The 16,885-nt window shown below is 57.8% G+C and carries 14 protein-coding genes and 1 pseudogene; 8 read left to right on the top strand and 7 right to left on the bottom strand.

The genetic code is table 11. The features are described 5' to 3' along the window. Positions 1 to 59 precede the first annotated feature (59 nt). The 4 genes and pseudogenes from PSH73_RS22045 to PSH73_RS22030 form a co-directional block, all read right to left on the bottom strand. Positions 60 to 1,685 (bottom strand): ABC transporter substrate-binding protein, encoded by a 1,626-nt coding sequence (locus PSH73_RS22045; protein WP_057438055.1) that lies wholly within the window; start codon positions 1,683 to 1,685, stop codon positions 60 to 62. Between the two features lie 312 nt (positions 1,686 to 1,997). Further along, positions 1,998 to 2,558, bottom strand: a pseudogene (locus PSH73_RS22040) (ABC transporter substrate-binding protein); the annotation flags it as partial. Positions 2,559 to 2,615: 57 nt separating this feature from the next. After that, positions 2,616 to 5,039: a hypothetical protein gene (locus PSH73_RS22035; protein WP_233093234.1), complete on the bottom strand. Its 2,424-nt coding sequence runs from the start codon at positions 5,037 to 5,039 to the stop codon at positions 2,616 to 2,618. A 465-nt stretch (positions 5,040 to 5,504) separates the two neighbouring features. Next, a complete protein-coding gene (locus PSH73_RS22030) occupies positions 5,505 to 6,218 on the bottom strand; it encodes an SIMPL domain-containing protein (RefSeq protein ID WP_057958429.1) in 714 nt (237 codons plus the stop codon). 207 nt (positions 6,219 to 6,425) lie between these two features. Here PSH73_RS22030 and PSH73_RS22025 point away from each other — a divergent pair, with 207 nt between their 5' ends. Then, a complete protein-coding gene (locus PSH73_RS22025; protein WP_057958430.1) occupies positions 6,426 to 7,688 on the top strand; it encodes an ATP-binding protein in 1,263 nt (420 codons plus the stop codon). After that, on the top strand, positions 7,681 to 8,241 hold the full coding sequence (locus tag PSH73_RS22020) for a response regulator transcription factor (RefSeq protein WP_057958431.1): 561 nt from the start codon (positions 7,681 to 7,683) through the stop codon (positions 8,239 to 8,241). Before PSH73_RS22025 ends, PSH73_RS22020 begins: the two co-directional genes overlap by 8 nt. A gap of 198 nt (positions 8,242 to 8,439) precedes the next feature. Here the strand turns inward: PSH73_RS22020 and PSH73_RS22015 are convergent, their stop codons facing one another. Beyond that, complete coding sequence (locus PSH73_RS22015) at positions 8,440 to 8,877, bottom strand: YhcB family protein (RefSeq protein WP_120734150.1); 438 nt, start codon at positions 8,875 to 8,877, stop codon at positions 8,440 to 8,442. A 147-nt stretch (positions 8,878 to 9,024) separates the two neighbouring features. Between PSH73_RS22015 and PSH73_RS22010 the strand changes: the two genes are divergently transcribed. From PSH73_RS22010 to zapE, 3 genes are all read left to right on the top strand, one after another. Beyond that, entirely contained in the window at positions 9,025 to 9,654 is a 630-nt protein-coding gene (locus tag PSH73_RS22010; RefSeq protein WP_057438061.1) for an alpha/beta hydrolase, read from the top strand. Positions 9,655 to 9,678: 24 nt separating this feature from the next. Beyond that, the gene (locus PSH73_RS22005) at positions 9,679 to 11,034 is read left to right on the top strand and encodes a tryptophan--tRNA ligase (protein ID WP_057438063.1); all 1,356 of its coding nucleotides are present in this window, start codon (positions 9,679 to 9,681) and stop codon (positions 11,032 to 11,034) included. A gap of 79 nt (positions 11,035 to 11,113) precedes the next feature. After that, entirely contained in the window at positions 11,114 to 12,208 is a 1,095-nt protein-coding gene (gene zapE / locus PSH73_RS22000; protein ID WP_057438065.1) for a cell division protein ZapE, read from the top strand. 129 nt (positions 12,209 to 12,337) lie between these two features. Here the strand turns inward: zapE and PSH73_RS21995 are convergent, their stop codons facing one another. Next, a complete protein-coding gene (locus PSH73_RS21995) occupies positions 12,338 to 13,258 on the bottom strand; it encodes a GlxA family transcriptional regulator (RefSeq protein ID WP_169866093.1) in 921 nt (306 codons plus the stop codon). Between the two features lie 220 nt (positions 13,259 to 13,478). On the opposite strand from PSH73_RS21995, the gene PSH73_RS21990 reads away from it, so the two are divergent. Next, positions 13,479 to 14,615, top strand: a complete 1,137-nt coding sequence (locus PSH73_RS21990) for an acyl-CoA dehydrogenase family protein (RefSeq protein WP_305461356.1) — start codon at positions 13,479 to 13,481, stop codon at positions 14,613 to 14,615. 101 nt (positions 14,616 to 14,716) lie between these two features. On the opposite strand, the gene PSH73_RS21985 is transcribed toward PSH73_RS21990, so the two are convergent. Next, on the bottom strand, positions 14,717 to 15,757 hold the full coding sequence (locus tag PSH73_RS21985; RefSeq protein ID WP_057444655.1) for an NADP(H)-dependent aldo-keto reductase: 1,041 nt from the start codon (positions 15,755 to 15,757) through the stop codon (positions 14,717 to 14,719). A gap of 248 nt (positions 15,758 to 16,005) precedes the next feature. On the opposite strand from PSH73_RS21985, the gene rplM reads away from it, so the two are divergent. Together rplM and rpsI are read left to right on the top strand one after the other, a co-directional pair. Beyond that, positions 16,006 to 16,434, top strand: coding sequence for a 50S ribosomal protein L13 (rplM, locus tag PSH73_RS21980; protein ID WP_029291908.1), 429 nt, complete (start codon positions 16,006 to 16,008; stop codon positions 16,432 to 16,434). A 14-nt stretch (positions 16,435 to 16,448) separates the two neighbouring features. Continuing rightward, positions 16,449 to 16,841, top strand: coding sequence for a 30S ribosomal protein S9 (gene rpsI, locus PSH73_RS21975; protein WP_003171743.1), 393 nt, complete (start codon positions 16,449 to 16,451; stop codon positions 16,839 to 16,841). Positions 16,842 to 16,885 lie beyond the last annotated feature (44 nt).

Genomic DNA, 16,885 nt, shown 5'->3' with positions numbered 1-16,885 from the left:
CCTAGGATCTGGGCGGATGCAATAACGGCGACGTTATGAAACGTCGCCGCTAGAGATCACTACTTGCTGACGCTTACCCCGTAGAAGGAATTCAAGCCAAATGGGCTGATCTTGAAGTCCTGCACGTTGTTGCGCATGGGTTGATACACCGTCGAGTGTGCGATAGGTGTCATGGGCACTGCATCTTTGAGGACGTGTTGCGCCTGCTTGTACAGTTCGGTGCGCTTGGCGACGTCCGATGTGGCCTTGGCTTCTTTCACGATGCCGTCGAATTTCTTGTCACACCATTTGGAGAAGTTGTTGCCGGCCAGGGAGTCGCAGCCAAACAGCACGTTCAGCCAGTTGTCCGGGTCACCATTGTCACCGCTCCAGCCGATGATCATGGCCTGGTTCTCGCCGCCCTTGGAACGCTTGATGTACTCGCCCCACTCGTAGCTGACGATGTTGACCTTCAAGCCGATCTGCTTCCAGTCGTTCTGCAGCATCTCGGCCATCAGCTTGGCGTTGGGGTTGTACGGACGCTGGACCGGCATGGCCCACAAGGTGATCTCGGTGCCTTCCTTGACGCCGGCCTCCTTGAGCAGTTCCTTGGCCTTGGCCACATCGTGCGGGACGTCCTTGATGGTGTCGTCATAGGACCATTGGGTCGGCGGCATGGCGTTGACCGCCAGTTGGCCTGCGCCCTGGTACACCGAGTCGATGATCTGCTGCTTGTTGACCGACATGTCCAGCGCCTGGCGTACGCGCAGGTCGGCCAGGGGGTTGGCGGCCGTCTGGCCCTTGAGCACTGGCATGACGTTGTAGGCGATATAACCCAGGTTGAAACCGGCCTGGTGCGGCAGTTTCAGGGTTTTGTCCTCGCCCAGGGCCTTGAGGTCGGCCGGACGCGGGAAGAGGGTGACCTGGCATTCATTCTTCTTGAGTTTCTGCACACGCACCGACGGGTCGGTGGTGATGGCGAAGATCAGGTTGTCGATCTTCACGTCTTCAGGCTTCCAGTAATCCTTGTTGCCGGTGAAGCGGATGTTGGAGTCTTTCTGGTAGCTCTTGAACACGAACGGACCAGTGCCGACCGGCTTCTGGTTGATGTCCTGGGGCTTGCCGTCCTTCAACAGTTGGGCGGCGTATTCGGCCGACTGTACCGAGGCGAAGCTCATGGCCAGGTTCTGGATAAACGCGGCGTCCACGGTGCCAAGGGTGAACTTGACGGTGTGGTCGTCGATTTTCTCGATGTTCTTGATGTTGGTGTCCATCCCCATGTCCGTGAAGTACGGGAACTCGGTGGGGTAGGCCTTACGGAACGGATCGTCTTTATTGATCATCCGGTTGAAGGTGAAGAGCACGTCGTCGGCGTTGAATTCACGAGTCGGCTTGAAATACGGCGTGGTGTGGAACTTGACCCCTTCGCGCAGGTGGAAGGTGTAGGTCAGGCCGTCTTCGGATACATCCCACTTGGTGGCCAGGCCAGGAATCACGGCGGTGCCGCCGCGCTCGAACTGGCTGAGCCGGTTGAACATGGTTTCGGCCGAAGCATCGAAGTCTGTTCCGGTAGTGTACTGGCCTGGGTCGAAACCGGCCGGGCTCCCTTCGGAGCAGAACACCAGATTAGTCGCCGCCTGGGCGAAAGGTGCAGCGGCCATTAAACCGGCGCTGACTAAAAACGGAATGACTGCGTGTTTAAGCATGTTGGCCTCATGATTTGTTGTCATTTTTGGAATTGAGGGCGACCTCGTGAGTCGGCCTGCGGATACTTATGCAGGCCCCATACCCAATGCAAGACGTTGAGAGGCAACAAGCGGCAAAGAGTGGTACGAACGTACAGGAATGTCGCATTCATATAATTTTCGGCACAAAACTGCATTTTTGAGGGTGTTTTTCGGTGCGTGACGCGCACCGAATCGGTTCGGTCGAGGTGTCTGGCGCACTAGATTGGGGCGTAGCTGTTACTTATTCAGACTTACGCCGTAGAACGGCGTCAGGCCAAACGGGCTGATTTTTCAATCCTGGACGTCCTTGCGCAGGTGCTGGAAAACCGTCGAGTTCACAATTGGCGTTATAGGTATTTGATTGTTAGGTATTTTTTGCTCCTGTTAATACCACTTGATGGGTTCGTCATGGTCACTGCTGAGCCTGGCCTTCTGCACCTGTTGGCCGTACTCCGGGTGACACCATTTTGCATAATCGCGGCCCTTGATCGCGGCACACCTGTAGAGCACACCGAGCCAGTAATCCGGTGCGCCGGTCCAGGCGTAAATCATCACATCGTGCTCGCCGTTTTTTGCACGTTTGATGCATTCACTCACTCATAGCTGACGATATTGGCGGTGATCCCGAATCTGGTCCAATCCTGGCGGACCATCTGCGCTGACATTCGCGTGTTGGGAGTGGAGGCGCGCCCCATCGTCATCGCCTATAGATGGGGGGGTGATACCTGGTGCAACTCCTGCTTCTTTTAGTAGCGCCCAGGCCTTGGCCGGATCGTGCGGTGAGTCTTTGATGTTGAGGGCATAAGACCATTTGGTCGCAGGCCGGGTGCTCTGCGCCAATTGCCCGCCAGCGTTTTTGAGCCTCTCCCAACGGGGGCGGCAAAAATCGCTGACTGCTTCAGATCGTCCTTAAGCGCCGAAATGAGCGGGCTTATAAGTGAAAAACCACCACTTTATTGGGTTCCAATGTGGGTTTTTCTTGGTGGGGTTGAACGTCTTGGCCAAATTATCGTTGACGTATTCTTCGGCTTGTATCCTGACCGCTCGTCTCACCGCAGGGGTCAGATTTGTGTTGCTCTGTTTTAAGTGTTCTAAGTAGAAGGTTTCTACTTTGCCGATGGCTTTTGTAATAACTTCTGGAGCGAGGCGTGCCGTTAATGTTCCCTCGTAACCTTTTACTGGGCGGTTTATGAGCTTCTGGAATTCAGCGGCAAATGACTGTTCAGCACCGTTTGCGGAGTAGCAAGATAGAAGGCGTACTTTTTGAAAGTTTTCCGGCCGGATGCCTTGTTGATGTAGTGTGTCCAGTAGCTCCTGTGGAGTATTTAGTTTTCCATTGTATGAAACTTTGCTTGTTCCCGTTGATTTGTCGAGCCCGCCATGTACCACAATGTTCAGGCGAGAATCTTTGCCTAGTTTTGAGTCATCGACAAAAGTGTAAAGATCTTTGTTGATGTGGTTGAGGTCCTTTGCGTCTCCGCTGAGTATATTGACGCTATCGGCGGTGGAAAATAGCTCTTCACCTGTTGGAAGATTTTTAATTGATTTAAGCTTTTCAATACTGGTGTTTTCGGCGTCGGTCAACGGGAGGGACGTTAATATACCGCCTTCTTTGGGCACCTGGTTCGGGGAGGGCTCAGTACCGCTATTAGCCTTGGGGGGGTGCTCAAATTCGTAGCTGCTTGTATCTGCGTTATATTTCCACTGATAATCATAGCCGGCAGAAGAGTTAAAGCGTATGGCTGCTTTCTCTGCCTCAACCTCGGCCCCCCCGACAACGGCAAATGCAGCTTCTTGTGCCAGTTGCAGTCCTGATATAACCGCTGCGCTAGTGCCTCCCGCGCGATCTTGTGCGGTCATGCCATAGAGGCTGTCATGGGCTCCGAAGACAATATTGCCCGTATTGCCGACGACGGGTAAATATCCGAAAGTATTCCCCCAAAGTTCCTTTGCCTTCTTCCAGCCCTGCTGTGAGGATCCAAATACTTCAGTTTGGTCAGACCATACGGCATTCTTGGCATTCTCTTTTTGAAATTCTGAAGCAATGCCATTGCTCAGGTTGCCGAACCTCAAATAATAGTCACTGTCCCGTGATTGGGTGTAATTGAACAGTTCCGAAACCGGTACTTCCTTATCCTTCACAAAGTTCTGGCGTCCGGGGTAGAGGGCGGGGGCGCCTTCAATCAAGTTGTCGAGGACGCCGACTGCGCTTGGCCAATGGGCATCCTTTCCGCCTTGCCGGTCTCTGGCATTAAAGCTTTGCACTAAGTTGTCACGGTTGACTTTAGCCCAGGCCGCGAAATCTTTATCACCATGAATCTCGCTGATAGTGCCATTTTTTAAATCAACCATCAGCCCCTGGTTGGGCCTGTTATTAGCGTTGCCATCATAGGGGGTGTATGGAATAAATGCATACCCTGCCAGTGGGTAGCCGTATATGTTGGGGATGATAACCTGCCCATTTTTATTCAGTGTCCGGTTGATGGCTTCTTGACCTTCAGGGCTTAAGGTCTTGAATGCATTTTTATCGCTATGCAGGCTTTTTAAAGTTCCCTTTAAAGTATAGGTGTCTGCTTTGCCTGATCTTTCTGCCAATTCTCCCGAGGCGTTTCGCATTGGCGTGGCTACGGTTTTTTCCCAACTGTTTTGGAGTTTTTTGCCCAGCGACTCTAAGTTGCTCACCATCTGCTTGTCTTCAGGCTCGATTTCCATAAAGCTAAAATTTATCGGCCCGCCTCGTTCTACTTTATCGTGCTGAAGTGCGCCTGCTGCAATTTCCCATGCTGAGTAGGTGCGTTTCTCTACGTTGCTTAAGTTTTCGGGAGTGCCCCGTCCCACATAGGACTTGAATGTCACCGTGATTTTTTTATGCGGGTCGTATCCCGCTGCCAACAAACCAGCACTGAAGTAACCTGCGGGCTCCATGAATTGACGAGTGTCTTGGAATTTAATGTTCCTTTCGCCTTCGCTACCGGATTCCACATTCTTGATTTTCAGTTCTACACGATACGCATAGTCATCAACACGTTTCTCCCGTTCCTGCATGGAGGCGCTCGCCCCGGGCGGAGTGAGGCTCCAGCCATAAATGACCCCCTTGTAATTACCCGGTTTAAGGTCTTCATTGGGCGAATGCCCACTAAACCCACCGCGATAAAACTGCTTGTTACGCGGAACATTGCCCCTCGATCTATCCCCGGGGGCTATTGAGCGAGAGACGCGATTCGACGCAGGTTCTTGCTCTGGGTAGTCTGCTTTTGAGCCCAGGGGGTTGGCTGTTGATGGGGAATTAGTGGTGGCGGGAAATTGTAGTCGAGAGGGTTCCTGTATGCGCATTTTCGGCTCGATCACGGAGTGGGTTGTAGGCTAATCATCGATCATCTATGTGCTGCCACTCAGCAATGAATTTAAATACCGTGCATTAGCGGTACCGCACAGAGATTTTCGAAGAATCACGTTCCTTTAACTAAGGTGGCGGTGACAGTAATCAAGTGGCTGTCTGGATACATTGAGTTCCACTGTTACACTCGGGCTGAGCGTATAGAGTGGGTTTTAAGCTTATCCCCACAGTGCTGAAGAAGAGGTTTACGCAGAAGTACCGTAACCTTGTTACAGGGCGGTTTGAGTTTGGAGGGCACTTAAGCTTTACTGCCGTCGTTACTGAAACATTGCCTGCATGGTCTTCAATAGCGGCAATGTAAGTAGTGATTTTATTCAGGCGGTGTAGGTGCTGATAGTCGAAAAAGTTGCCCAAAAAAAAGCGCAGCCGTTGAGGCTGCGCCGTTTCTAAGGCTGCAAAGGTTACTGCAAGACTTCAATCACCCCGTCGGCGCTCATGCTGACCTGGCTGGTGCCGGCCTCGACCTCAGGTGTCGGCGCCGAATCCATCGCTGCCGCCTTCATCATCATCCCGCCATTTCGCGCGTACGGCATTGGGTAGCCGTTGGTATTGAAGTTCAGGTTGACGATCTTGTAGCCCTTGCCGCCGAGTGCATCGGTGGCCAGTTGGGCGCGGGCCTTGAACGCGGCGACCGCATCCTTGAGCAACGCGTCTTCGCTGGACTTGCGCGTGGCGTCGGCGATGGCGAAGTCCATATTGTCCATTTTCAGGGTGTTGAGCAGCTCGCCGGTGAGCTTGGACAGCGCGGGGAAGTCCGCGCTTTCCAGACGCAGTTCGGCGCGCTCGCGCCAGCCGGTGATCTTCTGGTTCTTGTTGTCGTAGATCGGATAGCTGTTGCGGCTGCCCTGGCGCAGGGTCACGGCTTTTACTTCGCGAGCTTCGCCCAGCGCCTTGTTCATGATGGTTGTGACTTCGGCGGCGAGCTTGGCCGGGTCAGTATTTTGCGACTCGGTGTAGAGGGTGACGATCATCTTGTCACGGGCCACTTCCTGGCTGACTTCGGCCCGCAGGGAAATCTGGTTGTAGTGCAGTTGGTCGGCGGCCAGCGCGGGCAGGCTGGCAATGCTGCCAACGCTGAGGGCAATAAGGGCGGCACTGCGAGTGAAACGTGACATGGAAGCTCCTTGAGAGTGATCGTGTTCGGTAAGACTGTAGACGGGGGATTCGGGTTCGGCGGGTTACAAAATCTCTACATCTGGCGACGATGCCGACGAACGGTCATAAAGCCATGACCTGCGTCAAAGGGCCACAGACTCGCAGACTGTATCGTCGCTTCGTTTATACTTGCTGCGATCCGCCTGGAGCGCTCATCAGGAGAGCTCATGCTCGCCCCCGTAAAACTGACTTCCGCCACTCGCCAGAACCTCTGGCGCCTGACGTTTATCCGCACCCTGGTGCTGGCCGCCCAGGCCGGTTCCGTGGGGCTCGCCTATTGGTTTGAACTGCTGCCGCTGCCTTGGCTGCAACTGTGGGTGACCCTGGCCTTTTCCACGGTGCTGTGTGTGTTCACGGCCATCCGTCTGCGCACCACCTGGCCGGTGACGGAGCTGGAGTACGCGCTGCAACTGGCCTGCGACCTGTTTATCCACAGCGTGTTGCTGTATTTCTCCGGTGGCTCCACCAACCCCTTCGTTTCCTATTACCTGGTACCGCTGACCATCGCTGCCGTGACCTTGCCGTGGCGCTATTCGGTGATCCTGTCGGGGATTGCCCTGGCGCTTTACACCTTGTTGCTGGCGCAGTTCTATCCCCTGGAAACCTTCCCGATTGCCCGGGAAAACCTGCAGATCTACGGCATGTGGCTGAGCTTCGCGCTGTCGGCGGCGGTGATCACCTTTTTTGCCGCGCGCATGGCCGAAGAGCTGCGGCGCCAGGAAGAACTGCGCGCAATCCGCCGTGAAGAGGGCCTGCGTGACCAGCAACTGCTGGCCGTGGCGACCCAGGCCGCCGGTGCGGCCCATGAACTGGGCACGCCGCTGGCAACCATGAGCGTGCTGATCAAGGAAATGCGCCAGGACCATCACGACCCGGCCTTGCAAGACGACCTCGGCGTGTTGCAGGAACAGGTCAAGCAGTGCAAGCAGACCTTGCAGCAACTGGTGCGCGCCGCTGAAGCCAACCGGCGCCTGGCGGTGGATATGCAAGACGTCACCCAGTGGCTGGACGAAGCCCTGAACCGCTGGCACTTGATGCGTCCCGAAGCCAGTTACCGTTTCCACCTGCTGGGGCAGGGCGCAGTGCCGCGTATGGCGCCACCGCCGGACCTGACCCAGGCGTTGCTGAACCTGTTGAACAATGCAGCCGACGCCTGCCCGGAAGGGTTGGAAGTGCAGTTGGACTGGGATTGGGAAAACCTCACCATCAGTATTCGCGACCACGGCGCTGGCGTGCCGCTGGCGATTGCCGAGCAGATCGGCAAGCCATTCTTTACCACCAAGGGCAAAGGCTTCGGCCTGGGCCTGTTCTTGAGCAAGGCCAGCGTGACCCGCGCTGGCGGCTCGGTGAAACTTTACCCCCATGAGGAAGGCGGCACGCTCACCGAGCTGCGCCTGCCCCGTGCTGCACGAGGAGACATCGATGAGTGACGAGATCCAAGTCGAAGGCGAAGAACTGCCGCACCTGTTGCTGGTAGATGACGATGCCACCTTTACCCGCGTAATGGCGCGAGCCATGAGCCGTCGCGGGTTTCGCGTCAGCACTGCAGGTTCCGCCGAAGAAGGCCTGGCCATCGCCCAGGCCGACCTGCCGGACTACGCGGCACTGGACCTGAAAATGGACGGTGACTCGGGCCTTGTGCTGCTGCCCAAGCTGCTGGAGCTGGACCCGGAAATGCGCGTGCTGATCCTCACCGGGTATTCGAGCATTGCCACCGCTGTCGAGGCGATCAAGCGCGGTGCCTGCAACTACCTGTGCAAGCCGGCGGACGCCGATGATGTGCTGGCCGCCTTGCTCTCCGAGCATGCCGACCTCGACACCCTGGTGCCGGAAAACCCGATGTCGGTGGACCGCCTGCAGTGGGAGCACATCCAGCGCGTGTTGACCGAGCACGAAGGCAATATCTCAGCCACGGCCCGTGCCCTGGGCATGCACCGCCGGACCTTGCAGCGCAAGCTGCAGAAGCGCCCGGTACGGCGCTGAACTACGGTGAGTGGGCTTGTGTGGGAGCGGGCTTGCTCGCGAAGGCGCAGTGTCAGTCAAGTCTTTAACAACTGACACTCCACCTTCGCGAGCGAGCCCGCTCCCACATTGGATCTCCATTGTTCTGCCGATCCAGTTCCAACAAAAAGCCCGGCTGATCATGGATCAGCCGGGCTTTTTGTATGGCTTGAAAACGACTTACTTTTTCAAGCCGTAATGCTCATCCAGCATGCCGGGGGCGTTCGGCGCCTTTGGCGCGTAGTCCCGCGGCGGCTCCTGGTTTTCCCGTGGCGGGGTCAGGCGCTCCCGTGGGGCTTGCGTGGCATCGGAATGCAGCGCGGCCAGCAGACGCTGACGGGTAATATCGTCCAGGGCCAGGCGGTTGGCGCCATCGGCGAGGTGATCCTGTACTTCCTGGTAGCTCTGGGTGAGCTTCTTGACCAGGGTCGCGGTGCTGTTGAAGTGGGTAACAACCTCGTTCTGATAACTGTCAAAACGTTCCTGGATGTCATCCAACTGACGCTGCGTGCGGTTAGGCGCGGCATTCGGCAGGAGGCGAGCAACCAGGAATCCAATGGCGACACCGGCAACCAGGGCAAGAGTCGGCAACAACCAAACTAAGAGCGAGTGTTCCACGAGTCCTTCCTCTATAAACGGCTTTGCTTTACGTTAACGGCTCGGACCTGCGCTGTATACCGCGATTAAGCTCGCAATGATGCCATGCACAGACTTTTAGCTAGACGAGTCGACCCCTTGAGAGGTCACGGAGTTCATTCCTTGCTCATGCGTGAAACCCCTGTTTTGATTGATGGCCCGGTAGGCCAATTGGAAGCCTTGTACCTCGATCACCCCGAGCCACGTGGCCTGGCGCTGATCTGCCACCCTAACCCGGTGCAGGGTGGGACCATGCTCAATAAAGTCGTCTCGACCCTGCAACGTACCGCCCGCGATGCCGGTTTGATTACTTTGCGTTTCAATTACCGTGGCGTCGGTGCCAGCGCTGGTAGCCATGATATGGCCACAGGTGAAGTGGACGATGCCGAAGCCGCCGTAAGCTGGCTGCGTGAAAAACACCCGGACCTGCCCATCACCTTGCTGGGTTTCTCGTTCGGTGGATTTGTTGCCGCCAGTCTCGGCGGGCGCCTGGAAGCCAAGGGCGAAAAACTCGCGCACCTGTTTATGGTGGCTGCGGCCGTCATGCGTTTGCGTGACGAGGACCCGCTTCCACAGGGCTGCCCGCTGACCGTGATCCAGCCGGAAACCGACGAAGTGGTCGACCCGCAGCAGGTCTACGACTGGTCTGCCGCCCTCAAACGCCCCCATGAGCTGCTGAAAGTGGCAGAATGCGGGCACTTTTTTCATGGCAAGCTCACCGATCTCAAGGATCTGGTGCTGCCGCGCCTTTCGAATTGATAGCAGTCTGATAAGCGATTACCCATGACGACTCGTACCCGTATCCTCACCGGCATCACCACCACCGGCACCCCGCACCTGGGCAACTACGCCGGTGCCATCCGCCCGGCGATCCTCGCCAGCCAGGATGCCAATGCCGATTCGTTCTACTTCCTGGCCGACTACCACGCCCTGATCAAGTGCGATGACCCGCAGCGCATCCAGCGCTCGCGTATGGAAATCGCCGCGACCTGGCTGGCCGGTGGCCTGGATGTGAACCGGGTGACCTTCTACCGTCAGTCCGATATCCCGGAAATTCCCGAGCTGACCTGGCTGCTGACTTGCGTCGCGGCCAAGGGCCTGCTCAACCGTGCCCACGCCTACAAGGCCTCGGTGGACAAGAACCTGGAAAACGGCGAAGACCCGGATGCCGGGATCAGCATGGGCCTGTACAGCTATCCGGTGCTGATGGCGGCGGACATCCTGATGTTCAATGCCCATAAGGTCCCGGTCGGCCGCGACCAGATCCAGCACGTGGAAATGGCCCGTGATATCGGCCAGCGTTTCAACCACCTGTTCGGCAAGGGCAAAGAGTTCTTCACCATGCCCGAGGCAGTGATTGAAGAAGGTGTCGCCACCTTGCCGGGCCTGGATGGGCGCAAGATGTCGAAGAGCTACGACAACACCATTCCGTTGTTCACCACCGCCAAGGACATGAAGGACGCGATCTCGCGAATCGTCACCGACTCCCGCGCGCCGGGTGAGGCCAAGGATCCGGATAACTCGCACCTGTTCACCTTGTACCAGGCGTTCGCCACCCCTGAACAGGAACAGCAACTGCGCAGCGAACTGCTCGACGGCCTGGGCTGGGGCGAGGCGAAAAACCGCCTGTTCCAACTGCTGGACGGCCAGTTGGGCGAAGCCCGCGAGCGCTACCATCAATTGATGGCGCGCCCTTCGGACATGGAAGACCTGCTGCTGGTCGGCGCCAAGAAGGCCCGTGCCGTCGCCGGTCCATTCCTGCAGGAGCTGCGGGAAGCCGTGGGCCTGCGCTCGTTCGTCAACCAGGCCAGCGAGGCTGCCAGCACCAAGAAGAAGGCAGTCAAGGCCGCGCGGTTTGTCAGCTTCCGTGAAGACGACGGCAGCTTCCGCTTCCGCCTGCTGGCGGCTGACGGCGAGCAGCTGTTGTTGTCGCGCAACTTTGCCGATGGCAAGGCGGCCGGCGCTGTCACCAAGCAGTTGCAGTCCGGCCAGGCGCTGGATGTGCGCAGTGAGGCCCTGGGCTTTACGGTGTGGCTCGACGGCGCGTGTATCGCCGACAGCCCGGCCTTCGCCGATAGCGCTGCGCGGGATGCCGCCATCGAAGCCGTGCGCGTAGCATTGACGCCAATCGAAGACTGACCCGACCAAGGGTTGATTGCCATTATCCGGGGCCGTCGTTACAGTGACGGCCCGTTTTTGTTGCCTTGCTAACGAAATTATGACGCCCCTAGAACGATATCAAGCTGATCTGAAGCGCCCCGACTTCTTCCATGATGCTGCCCAGGAAACGGCGGTGCGTCACTTGCAGCGCCTGTACGAAGACCTGGTCGCCTCTTCCCAGAGCAAGCCGGGGATGCTCAGCAAGCTGTTTGGCAAGAAAGACCAGACGCCGGTCAAAGGCTTGTACTTCTGGGGCGGTGTGGGTCGCGGCAAGACTTACCTGGTCGACACCTTCTTCGAAGCGCTGCCGTTCAAGGAGAAGTCGCGCACTCACTTCCACCGCTTCATGAAGCGCGTGCACGAAGAGATGAAGACCCTGCACGGCGAGAAAAACCCGCTGACCATCATCGCCAAGCGTTTCTCCCAGGAAGCGCGGGTTATCTGTTTCGATGAGTTCTTCGTGTCCGATATCACCGATGCGATGATTCTCGGCACCCTGATGGAAGAGTTGTTCAAGAACGGCGTGACCCTGGTCGCCACCTCGAACATCGTGCCTGACGGCCTGTACAAGGACGGCCTGCAGCGTGCGCGTTTCCTGCCGGCCATCGCTCTGATCAAGCAGCACACCGATATCGTCAACGTCGACAGCGGCGTCGATTACCGCCTGCGGCACCTCGAGCAAGCCGAGTTGTTCCACTTCCCCCTCGACGAAGCGGCCCACGAAAGCCTGCGCAAGAGCTTCCGTGCGTTGACGCCGGAATGCACCCAGGCGGTGGAAAACGATAAGTTGATGATCGAGAATCGCCAGATCATTGCCCTGCGCACCTGTGACGACGTGGCCTGGTTCGACTTCCGCGAGCTGTGCGACGGCCCCCGCAGCCAGAACGACTACATCGAACTGGGCAAGATCTTCCATGCCGTGATCTTGAGCGGTGTCGAGCAAATGAGCGTCACTACCGACGACATCGCCCGGCGCTTTATCAACATGGTCGATGAATTCTACGACCGTAACGTCAAGCTGATCATCTCGGCTGAAGTCGAACTCAAGGACCTCTACACCGGCGGTCGCTTGAACTTCGAGTTCCAACGGACCTTGAGCCGCTTGCTGGAAATGCAGTCCCACGAGTTCCTGGCGCGGGCGCACAAGCCTTAGGCAAACACCGAACCAAAATGTGGGAGCGGGCTTGCTCGCGAATGCGGCGTATCAGTCGACTTATTCGTTAACTGACACACCGCATTCGCGAGCAAGCCCGCTCCCACATTTGATTGTGCCCGGCTTTAGTTAGGCGGCCTGCTGGAACTGCTGGCGATACTGGTTCGGCGACAGTTCCGTGTGCTGCCTGAACAGCCGCGCAAAAAAGCTCGCATCGTCGTAACCCACCTCATAGCTGATGGTCTTGATGCTCTTGCGGCTGCCCGACAACAACCCCTTGGCTGTCTCGATGCGCAGGCGTTGCAGGTAGTGCAGCGGCTTGTCGCCGGTAGCGGTCTGGAAGCGCCGCATAAAGTTGCGGATGCTCATGCCGTGTTCTCGGGCCACGTCTTCAAAGCGGAACTTGTCGGCGAAGTGCTCTTCGAGCCAATGCTGGATCTGCAGGATGATCACATCCTGGTGCAGCTTCTGCCCACCAAAACCGATGCGTCCCGGCGCGTAGCTGCGCTGCACTTCGTAAAGGATGTCGCGGGCCACGGCCTGGGCGATGTTGGCGCCGCAGAAGCGCTCGATCAGATAGATGTAGAGATCGCAGGCCGACGTGGTGCCCCCGGCGCAGTACAGGTTGTCGGCGTCGGTCAGGTGCTTGTCCTGATTGAGCTGGACCTTGGGGAAGCGTTCGCTGAAGGCGTTGAAGAAGCGCCAGTAGGTGGTCGCCTCCTTGCCATCAAGCAGGCCGGCTTCGGCGAGCCAGAACACCCCGGTGGCCTCACCGCATAACACCGCCCCGCGCGCATGTTGCTCGCGCAGCCAGGGCAGGATCTGTGGGTAGCGTTTGCTCAGGGCGTCGAAGTCATCCCAGAAGGCCGGCAGCACAATGATATCGGCGTTTTCCAGGCCGCCGTCGACCGGCATGATCACATCGCTGAAGCTGCACACCGATTGCCCATCGGGGCTTACCAGGCGGGTTTCAAAGGCCGGCGTGAGGCCCAGGCCCTGCTGTTTGCCGTAACGCAGGCTGGCGAGGTGGAAGAAATCCTTGGCTTGCATGAGGGTGGAAGCAAACACCCGGTCAATGGCCAAAATGCTGACGCGCCGCAAGGGCGTGGAGACGAGGTTAGACATAATTTCGATTATTCTTATAGGGGAAAGTGGTCAACTAACGGCTGGATCGTCTTATTTTTTGTCGCATGTGTCCAGTGTCCTGTGACGTCCGTGCAGCTTAGGCTCTGTGATCTTGTTTTTGTCCGACAATCGACGCAGGTGACTCATGATTCCCAGAACCTTGTTCAGCTCCGAGCACGAACTCTTCCGCCAGAGCGTGCGCACCTTCCTCGAAAAAGACGCGGTGCCGTACCATGCGCAATGGGAAAAGCAGGGCCATATTGATCGCGCCCTGTGGAGCAAGGCGGGGGAGGCGGGGATGCTGTGCTCGCACCTGCCGGAAGAATATGGCGGCCTGGGCGCGGACTTTATCTACAGCGCCGTGGTGATCGAAGAGATCGGCCGCCTGGGGCTGACCGGGATTGGCTTCTCCCTGCATTCGGACATTGTTGCGCCGTATATCCTGCACTACGGCAGCGAGGCGCTGAAGCACAAGTACCTGCCCAAGCTCGTTTCCGGGGAGATGGTCACGGCCATTGCCATGACCGAGCCGGGTGCCGGGTCGGACCTGCAGGGGGTCAAGACCACTGCCGTGCTGGACGGCGATGAGTATGTAATCAACGGCTCCAAGACGTTTATTACCAATGGCTTCCTGGCGGACCTGGTGATTGTGGTGGCCAAGACCGATCCCAAGGCCGGCGCCAAGGGCACCAGTCTGTTTCTGGTCGAGGCCAATACGCCGGGCTTCGACAAGGGCAAGCGCCTGGAAAAGGTCGGGATGAAGGCTCAGGACACCTCCGAGCTGTTCTTCCAGGACGTGCGGGTGCCCAAGGAGAACCTGCTGGGCCAGGCGGGGATGGGCTTTGCCTACCTGATGCAGGAGCTGCCCCAGGAGCGCCTGACCGTGGCGATCGGCGCCCTGGCGTCGGCCGAGGCGGCGCTGCAATGGACCCTGGACTACACCCGCGAGCGCAAGGCGTTCGGCAAGGCGATTGCCGACTTCCAGAACACCCGCTTCAAGCTGGCGGAGATCGCCACCGAGGTGCAGATTGGTCGGGTGTTTGTCGACAAGTGCCTGGAACAGCACCTGCAAGGCAAGCTGGATGTGCCGACGGCGGCGATGGCCAAATACTGGACCACTGACCTGCAATGCAAGGTGCTCGATGAGTGTGTGCAGTTGCACGGCGGCTACGGTTACATGTGGGAATACCCGATTGCCCGGGCCTGGGCGGATGCGCGGGTACAGCGCATTTATGCGGGGACCAATGAGATCATGAAGGAGATCATTGCGCGGGCGCTTTGAATCTCTGGTGCTGTTGAGGGCCCCATCGCAGGCAAGCCAGCGCCCACATTACCGATCAAATGTGGGCGCTGGCTTGCCTGCGATGGCGGCCTGAAGGTCAATCAAGGCGCAGGATTTGGGTGATCCTTCTGAATCGCCTCGATCCCGTCCAACACCTCTTTCGACAGTTTCAGATCAGCACTGGCGATATTGCTGTCCAACTGCGCAAGCGTCGTCGCGCCAATGATATTGCTGGTCACAAACGGCTGCTGCGTGACAAACGCCAGGGCCATCTGCGCCGGGTCCAGGCCGTGCTCGCGGGCCAGGGCCACATAGCGGCTGCACGCGGCTTCCGATTGCGGGTTGAAGTAGCGGCTGAAGCGGCTGTAGAGGCTCAAGCGACCCTTGGCCGGCCGTGCGCCGCCTTCGTACTTGCCGCTGAGCATGCCGAATGCCAGTGGCGAATATGCCAGCAAGCCACATTGCTCACGGATGGCGACTTCTGCCAGGCCCACTTCAAAGCTGCGGTTGAGCAGGTTGTAGGGGTTCTGAATCGACACCGCGCGGGTCCAGCCACGGGCCTCGGCCAGGGCCAGGAACTTCATGGTGCCCCACGGCGTTTCATTGGACAGGCCGATATGGCGGATCTTGCCGGCCCTGACCTGCTCGTCGAGGGCTTCGAGGGTTTCTTCCAGCGGTGTGAGGTCGGGCTCTTCCTGGTGCTTGTAGCTCAGTTGGCCGAAGAAGTTGGTGCTGCGTTCCGGCCAGTGCAGTTGGTACAGGTCGATCCAGTCGGTCTGCAGGCGCTTGAGGCTGGCGTCCAGGGCGTCGACGATGTGCTTGCGGTTGTGCTTGAGCTGGCCGTCGCGGATGTAGTCGATGGTGTTGCCGGGGCCGGCGATCTTGCTGGCGAGGATCCAGTCGGCGCGGTCACCCCGACTCTTGAAGTAGTTGCCGATGTAGCGTTCGGTGGTGGCGTAGGTGTCAGCCTTGGGGGGGACCGGGTACATTTCTGCGGTATCGAGGAAGTTGATCCCCGCACCTTTGGCTCTTTCAATCTGGGCGAAGGCCTCTGCCTCGGTGTTTTGCTCGCCCCAGGTCATGGTCCCGAGGCAGATCGCGCTCACGTTCAGATCGGTCCGGCCCAGCTGTCGATAATCCATCGGGTGCTCCTTCGGGGAAAACAATCATAAAAGCAGGTTGAATTTTTTTTCGCAATCTGCATAATTGCCCACCTCTTTCTGCAGTGGAAGTGATGCGCCGCCTGCCGAAGAATCTTGCCGTTGAACGGACGCGCTGACCCGAGCCCCCGATAGCGTCTGTATCCGGCTGCCTTTGACTTGTCAAAGTACGCACTATTCAGTAAGATCCGCCGTCTAATTTACAGGGCGGCCCCTGAGGCTATTAAAGAATGACAACTTTTACTGCAAAACCGGAAACAGTTCAGCGCGACTGGTTTGTCGTCGACGCCGCTGGTCAGACCCTGGGTCGTCTGGCCACTGAAGTCGCCAGCCGTCTGCGTGGCAAGCACAAGCCTGAGTACACCCCTCACGTTGATACCGGTGACTACATCGTAATCATCAACGCTGAGCAGGTTCGTGTAACCGGCAACAAAGCAAGCGACAAAATGTACTACCGTCACTCCGGTTTCCCAGGCGGTATCAAGTCTTCGAACTTCGAAGGCCTGATTGCCAAGAAGCCTGAAGCCCCGATCGAGATCGCGGTTAAAGGTATGCTGCCGAAGGGCCCACTGGGTCGCGACATGTATCGCAAGCTGAAAGTCTATGCGGGCGCTGCTCACCCTCATGCTGCTCAGCAGCCCCAAGAACTGAAGTTTTAACGGAATAGTTCATTATGTCGGCGACTCAAAATTACGGCACTGGCCGTCGCAAAACCGCAACCGCACGCGTTTTCCTGCGTCCGGGCACTGGTAACATCTCGATCAACAACCGCACTCTGGACAACTTCTTCGGCCGCGAAACTGCCCGCATGGTAGTTCGTCAGCCGCTGGAACTGACCGAGACCGTTGAAAAGTTCGACATCTACGTCACCGTTATCGGTGGCGGTGTAAGTGGTCAAGCTGGCGCAATCCGCCACGGTATCACTCGCGCTCTGATGCAGTACGACGAAACCCTGCGCGGCGCTCTGCGCAAAGCTGGCTTCGTGACTCGTGATGCCCGTGAAGTTGAACGTAAGAAAGTCGGTCTGCGTAAAGCGCGTAAGCGTCCGCAGTACTCGAAGCGTTAATTCGCTTTACGTTCCACAAAAACGCCCAGCCTCCTCGCGGAGCT

The organism is Pseudomonas sp. FP2294, assembly GCF_030687625.1.
In the GTDB taxonomy this organism is placed as follows: domain Bacteria; phylum Pseudomonadota; class Gammaproteobacteria; order Pseudomonadales; family Pseudomonadaceae; genus Aquipseudomonas; species Aquipseudomonas shahriarae.
The sequence above is the reverse complement of the archived record's forward strand: the minus strand, read 5'-3'. Positions and strand labels throughout refer to the sequence as shown.

Bases quoted from the DNA above. Each gene is read 5' to 3' on its own strand.
- PSH73_RS22045 (WP_057438055.1), bottom strand. From the start codon at position 1,685: ATGCTTAAACACGCAGTCATTCCGTTTTTAGTCAGCGCCGGTTTAATG.
- PSH73_RS22035 (WP_233093234.1), bottom strand. From the start codon at position 5,039: ATGCGCATACAGGAACCCTCTCGACTACAATTTCCCGCCACCACTAAT.
- PSH73_RS22030 (WP_057958429.1), bottom strand. From the start codon at position 6,218: ATGTCACGTTTCACTCGCAGTGCCGCCCTTATTGCCCTCAGCGTTGGC.
- PSH73_RS22025 (WP_057958430.1), top strand. From the start codon at position 6,426: ATGCTCGCCCCCGTAAAACTGACTTCCGCCACTCGCCAGAACCTCTGG.
- PSH73_RS22020 (WP_057958431.1), top strand. From the start codon at position 7,681: ATGAGTGACGAGATCCAAGTCGAAGGCGAAGAACTGCCGCACCTGTTG.
- PSH73_RS22010 (WP_057438061.1), top strand. From the start codon at position 9,025: ATGCGTGAAACCCCTGTTTTGATTGATGGCCCGGTAGGCCAATTGGAA.
- PSH73_RS22005 (WP_057438063.1), top strand. From the start codon at position 9,679: ATGACGACTCGTACCCGTATCCTCACCGGCATCACCACCACCGGCACC.
- zapE (WP_057438065.1), top strand. From the start codon at position 11,114: ATGACGCCCCTAGAACGATATCAAGCTGATCTGAAGCGCCCCGACTTC.
- PSH73_RS21995 (WP_169866093.1), bottom strand. From the start codon at position 13,258: ATGCAAGCCAAGGATTTCTTCCACCTCGCCAGCCTGCGTTACGGCAAA.
- PSH73_RS21990 (WP_305461356.1), top strand. From the start codon at position 13,479: ATGATTCCCAGAACCTTGTTCAGCTCCGAGCACGAACTCTTCCGCCAG.
- PSH73_RS21985 (WP_057444655.1), bottom strand. From the start codon at position 15,757: ATGGATTATCGACAGCTGGGCCGGACCGATCTGAACGTGAGCGCGATC.
- rplM (WP_029291908.1), top strand. From the start codon at position 16,006: ATGACAACTTTTACTGCAAAACCGGAAACAGTTCAGCGCGACTGGTTT.
- rpsI (WP_003171743.1), top strand. From the start codon at position 16,449: ATGTCGGCGACTCAAAATTACGGCACTGGCCGTCGCAAAACCGCAACC.